Annotated in this window: 4 protein-coding genes and 1 pseudogene; 3 read left to right on the forward strand and 2 right to left on the reverse strand. The window is 36.7% G+C overall.

Annotated features, from left to right (window positions below):
* A pseudogene (trkA, locus tag WBN20_RS09035) lies at positions 1-971 on the forward strand (Trk system potassium transporter TrkA); the annotation flags it as partial.
* Between the two features lie 35 nt (positions 972-1006).
* On the forward strand, positions 1007-2464 hold the full coding sequence (locus WBN20_RS09040; RefSeq protein WP_424281451.1) for a TrkH family potassium uptake protein: 1458 nt from the start codon (positions 1007-1009) through the stop codon (positions 2462-2464).
* A 34-nt stretch (positions 2465-2498) separates the two neighbouring features.
* On the opposite strand, the gene WBN20_RS09045 is transcribed toward WBN20_RS09040, so the two are convergent.
* Together WBN20_RS09045 and WBN20_RS09050 are read right to left on the reverse strand one after the other, a co-directional pair.
* On the reverse strand, positions 2499-3683 hold the full coding sequence (locus WBN20_RS09045; RefSeq protein WP_424281452.1) for a pyridoxal phosphate-dependent aminotransferase: 1185 nt from the start codon (positions 3681-3683) through the stop codon (positions 2499-2501).
* Positions 3684-3696: 13 nt separating this feature from the next.
* Complete coding sequence (locus WBN20_RS09050; RefSeq protein ID WP_424281453.1) at positions 3697-4800, reverse strand: fatty acid desaturase family protein; 1104 nt, start codon at positions 4798-4800, stop codon at positions 3697-3699.
* Positions 4801-4921: 121 nt separating this feature from the next.
* On the opposite strand from WBN20_RS09050, the gene rsmG reads away from it, so the two are divergent.
* Positions 4922-5563 (forward strand): 16S rRNA (guanine(527)-N(7))-methyltransferase RsmG, encoded by a 642-nt coding sequence (rsmG, locus tag WBN20_RS09055; RefSeq protein ID WP_424281454.1) that lies wholly within the window; start codon positions 4922-4924, stop codon positions 5561-5563.
* Positions 5564-5649 lie beyond the last annotated feature (86 nt).

Genomic DNA, 5649 nt, shown 5'->3' on the forward strand with positions numbered 1-5649 from the left:
CTGCCACTGAAATACAGCTTTTACTTAATAAGTCTGCTTTTTTTGATACTTATGAATTTGAAGAAGGTGCTTTGATAATGGTTGGTGTTGTCTTACCAAAGGGTGCGCCTTTTATTGGCAAAACGGTAAAAGATGCAGCACACATATTTCCCGAATTGCACTTCATGCCTATTGCTATGCAAAGGATTGGAACCCAGTACACATTAATGCCCAGAGGCGATACGGTATTTAAGGAGAATGATCAGGTATATTTTGTAACTGACAGAAAAGGAGTAGATGAACTTTACAAACTTACGGGTAAAAAGAAAGAAGAGATAAAAAATGTAATGATTTTAGGAGGTAGTAAAGTTGGGTTTAACGCTGCCCGAGATCTCTGTTCTAAAAAATTTAACGTAAAGCTGATAGAGAAAAACAAGGAGAAGGCTTTTGATATATCAGACAGTCTTCCTAATGCTCTGGTAATAAATGGGGACGGCAGGAATGTGGAATTATTAGAGGAAGAAAGTCTGGAATCTATGGATGCATTTATTGCCGTTACCGGAAATTCAGAAACTAATATTATGTCTTGTCTGATGGCAAGATCCAAGAATATCAAAAAAACTATCGCTCTAGTGGAAAATATGGATTAATTACAGCTTTCCCAGTCCAATGGTGTTGATACTTTAATTAATAAGAAATTACTCGCTGCGAATAATATTTTTAGGTATATAAGGAGAGGAGAGGTTGTTGCTCTTACCCGATTAAATAACTTAAATGCCGAAATCCTGGAATTTGAAGTAAAAGCTACCTCAAAGGTAAATGGGGAAATTATACGCGAACTGGAATTCCCAAGAGCAGCTATTATTGGTGGGATTGTTAGAAATGGTAAAGGAAATATTGCCCTGGGAGATTTTAGGATTGAGGAAGGCGATAGGGTAGTGGTATGCTGTCTGCCAGATTCCATTTCAAAAATTGAAAGGCTCTTTATATAATGGCAGGGTTAAATTATAGAATAATAATTCACCTTATGGGATTGCTGTTATTATTTAATGGCGGTTTCATGCTAATTGCTGCCTTGGTCAGCGGTGTTTATAATGATGGTGCTACCCTAGATATTACCCTGGCCGCAATAATCACTTTATTATTGGGAATTCTGGCCATGTTTTATACAAGGGGTCATGATAAAGAAGTAAAGAAGAAAGAAGGTTATATTATAGTCACCCTTGGTTGGATTGTGATGTCTGCCTCTGGAGTAATGCCCTATATTTTTTCCGGAGCCATTCCCAGTATTACAAATGCGTTTTTCGAAACTATTTCAGGATATACTACCACAGGTGCTTCAATTCTAGACGATATTGAATCTCTTCCCAGGGGGATACTGTTTTGGCGGAGTCTTACTCACTGGATTGGGGGCATGGGTATTATTGTTCTGGCCATTGCCATTCTTCCTTTATTGGGAATTGGGGGAATGCAATTATTTTCAGCTGAGGCGCCTGGACCTAGTGCCGATAAGTTGCATCCAAGGATTACCGACACGGCTAAAAGGCTTTGGTTAATTTATTTTGGATATACAGCCGCAGAAACTCTTTTGTTAAGTGTAGCCGGAATGTCATTTTTTGATGCACTAAACCACTCTATGGCTACATTATCAACGGGCGGATTTTCTACTAAGAATGCCAGTCTCGCGTATTGGAGCAATCAACCACTTATTCAATATATTGTCATTGTCTTTATGTTTCTTGCGGGCAGTAATTTTGTGTTGAGCTATTTTGCGTTTAAAGGGAAAATTCAAAGAGTGCTGAGGGATGAAGAGTTTAAATTCTACGGTATTTTTATACTTATTTTCACATTGGTAACTGCCGTGGTGGTATATTTTATGGCTAATGTTGAGGTATCGGACTATTATCCAATGGCATTTGGAGAAGCCGAGAGTTCCTTCAGGCATGCTTTATTTCAGGTAGTTGCAGTGATTACAACTACCGGATTTGTCACAGCAGATTTTACCGCCTGGACACCATTTTTAACTGTTTTCTTTTTTGGACTGATGTTTATGGGTGGCTCAGCAGGATCTACGGCAGGTGGTATTAAAGTAATGAGGCATTTGCTAATTATTAAGAATGGGCTTTTAGAATTTAAAAGGACCTTGCATCCAAATGCAATTATTCCTGTAAGGTTTAATAATAAGACTGTAAGCGAACATATTGTTTATAACGTTATTGCATTCTTTGTCCTTTACATGTTACTATTTATAATTGGAGCCCTTGTACTTAGTCTATTAGGTCTGGATTTTATTTCTGCAATTGGTGGTGCAGCATCCTCACTTGGAAATGTTGGACCAGCATTTGGCAGTCTGAATCCCGTGAGCAATTATAATAATTTACCGGCCTTGGGTAAATGGTGGTGTGGGTTTCTTATGCTTGCTGGAAGGCTAGAATTATTTACTGTATTAATACTTTTTAATCCCTATTTCTGGAAAAAGATTTGATATTTCAGAAATAAGATAAATACTAAATTTGGATTTAGACTACAGCTTTTATTCTTTTTACAGCTTCCCTTAATTCGTTTTCGGAAGCAGCATAGGAGATTCGTATGCAGTTTGGGTTGCCAAATGCCTCACCGGTAACAGTGGCTACATTGGCGTTTTCCAACAAATACAAAGCAAAATCAGACGCGTTATTGATTGTAAAGCCGTTCAGGGTTTTTTCGAAGAAACTTGAAATATCAGGAAAAACATAAAAAGCACCTTCCGGAACATTTAATTTAAATCCATTTATTTCCCCTAAAAGCTGCAACAAGAGATCTCTCCTTTTATGAAATTCATCAATCATGAATTGAATTTTACTTACAGGTGCATTTAAGGCCTCAATGGTAGCACGTTGTGCAATAGCATTTGCACCACTGGTAATCTGGCCCTGAAATTTGGTACAGGCCTTTGCGACCCATTCTGGCGCTCCTATATAACCAATTCTCCATCCAGTCATTGCGAAGGCTTTAGACACCCCATTTACCGTAATGGTTCTGTCATACATTCCATCAATTGTAGCAATACTTTCATGTTTACCCCTGAAATTAATATGTTCGTAAATCTCATCGGATACAACCAGTATTCCCGGATAATTTTTTAATATTCCGGCAATACCCTCCAACTCTTCTTTATTATAAACAGAGCCACTTGGATTACAGGGAGAACTGAACCAGATCATTTTTGTTTTAGGAGTAATAGCCGCCTCTAATTGTTCCGGCGTCATTTTAAAATCTGTTTCTATATTGGTTGGAACCTCAACCGGGACACCTTCTGCGAGTTTCACAATATCACTGTAGCTTACCCAATAAGGAGCGGGTAATATAACTTCGTCGCCTTTGTTGATTATTACCATTGCTACGTTAGCAAGAGATTGTTTTGCCCCTGTAGATACAACGATTTGGCTTAACCCGTAATCCAGATTATTATCCCTTTTAAATTTGTTAGATATAGCCTGTTTAAGATCTGCGTATCCATCTACCGGGGAGTAGCTGCTATAATTCTCATCAATTGCTTTTTTTGCTGCATCCTTTATAAACTCTGGAATGTTGAAATCGGGTTCCCCCAGACTTAACCCAATGATATCTTTTCCTTGAGTTCTTAATTCCCTGGCTTTTGCGGCCATAGCTAAAGTGGCCGAAGTAGACATGTTTTTGATTCTATCGGATAAAAGGTTGCTCATTCTTGCAATAAATTTACTGGTACTGTAATTTAGGCTTTTTGCCTAATTCTTTTAAGTGTTTGAAATGCGAAATTAGAGCTTTTCTTGTAGTTTTGTACTCGTTATAGGGTAAATTAAATTCCTTCGCGGTCTGTTTAACAATTTTGGAGATTTTTGTGTAATGAATATGGCTGATATTCGGAAAGATATGATGTTCTACCTGATGATTTAATCCGCCAGTAAACCAATTTACAATTTTGTTTTTGGTTCCAAAGTTAACAGTTGTTAGCAATTGATGAATAGCCCATGTATTTTTCATGGTACCATCTTCTTCAGGTAAAGGAGTTTCTGCTTCATCCACAACATGCGCTAATTGAAAAACAACGCTAAGTATTACACCTGCAACATAGTGCATAATAAAAAAGCCAAGTAGAATTTTCCACCATGCTATATCTAAAATCAGCATGGGTAATACTATCCATATCGTTATATAAATCAATTTAGTCGCCACTAATACACTCCAGTTCAGGAAAGGATTCGGAAACTTACCATAAGACAGCTTACGTTTAGTATAGCGGTACATTTGCATAAAATCGGTCGTTATGGCCCAATTAAAGGTTAGCAAGCCATAAAGGAATAAGGAATAATAATGCTGAAACTTATGAAACTTGTGCCATTTGGCATGTTCGGAAAAACGCAATATTCTTCCTGCTTCAAGATCTTCGTCGTGAGTATGAATATTGGTATAAGTATGATGTAAAACATTATGTTGAACTTGCCAGTTATAAACATTTCCGGCTAGAATGTAAATACTACTACCCATTAATTTATTCACCCACTTTTTTGTTGAGTAGGATCCATGGTTACCATCGTGCATGACATTCATGCCAACTCCTGCCATTCCAACTCCCATGGTAATGGTTAATAATAAATTGGCCCAATTAGGTAAATTTAAAGTCAAAATTAAAAAATAGGGAGCAAGAAAAAGACCAAACATTATAGCCGTTTTGAAATACAACCGCCAGTTTCCGGTTTTCTTTATTTTATTTTCCTTGAAATAATCATTAACTCTTTTATTCAGGGTTTTAAAGAATTGTGCCGAATCTTTTCGAGAAAATTTAATCGTGGTTGAATCCATATACAGAAATCATTTATGTAAATATAACGTAATATCTTCCTTTTTAATACCCTTCATATAGGATAATTAAAAATGGTGTTATTGGTGAATGTATTATTTTTGGCAAAATACAAAGGTACATATGCAAGCTGATATAATATTTAAATATTTTCCCAATTTATCCGAAATTCAGAAAGAGCAATTTTTGAGCCTTGAAGGCCTATATAAAGACTGGAATAAAAAAATAAATGTAGTATCCAGAAAAGATATAGAGGAACTCTACCTCCGGCATGTACTTCACTCTCTGGGGATAGCTAAAATTCAACCATTTATAAATGGCGCCTCTGTCCTGGATGTTGGTACCGGAGGTGGTTTCCCGGGAATTCCTCTCGCTATATTATATCCTGAGGCCAATTTTACTTTGGTAGACGCTATTGGCAAAAAAATAAAGGTAGTAGAAGAAGTGGTCGCAGGCCTCGAATTAAAAAATATTACCACCTATCACAGAAGGGTTGAGGAAGTGCATGATCATTTCGATTTTATTGTTAGTAGGGCAGTAGCAGCCATGCCTACCTTTGTTAGATGGGTTCAGGGTCGTATTAAGAAAAAATCTTTGCATGAACTTAAAAATGGAATCCTTTATTTAAAGGGGGGAGACTTATCAGAAGAATTGAAAGATTATAGAAATGTACAAGTATTTGAGATGTCCGAATTCTTTATGGAGGACTTTTTTAAAACCAAAAAAGTAGTCTATTTGCCATTGAAGTATAAAGGTAGCAGTTAAAGCATCAACATCATATTAAAGGAGTACATGCAATTTTCTGCGTAGGTTTTGATGAAGTTGATTAGTTTTTTCAAACTTACTTTTTT

This window comes from Eudoraea sp. (genome assembly GCF_049665975.1).
In the GTDB taxonomy this organism is placed as follows: Bacteria; Bacteroidota; Bacteroidia; order Flavobacteriales; family Flavobacteriaceae; genus Eudoraea.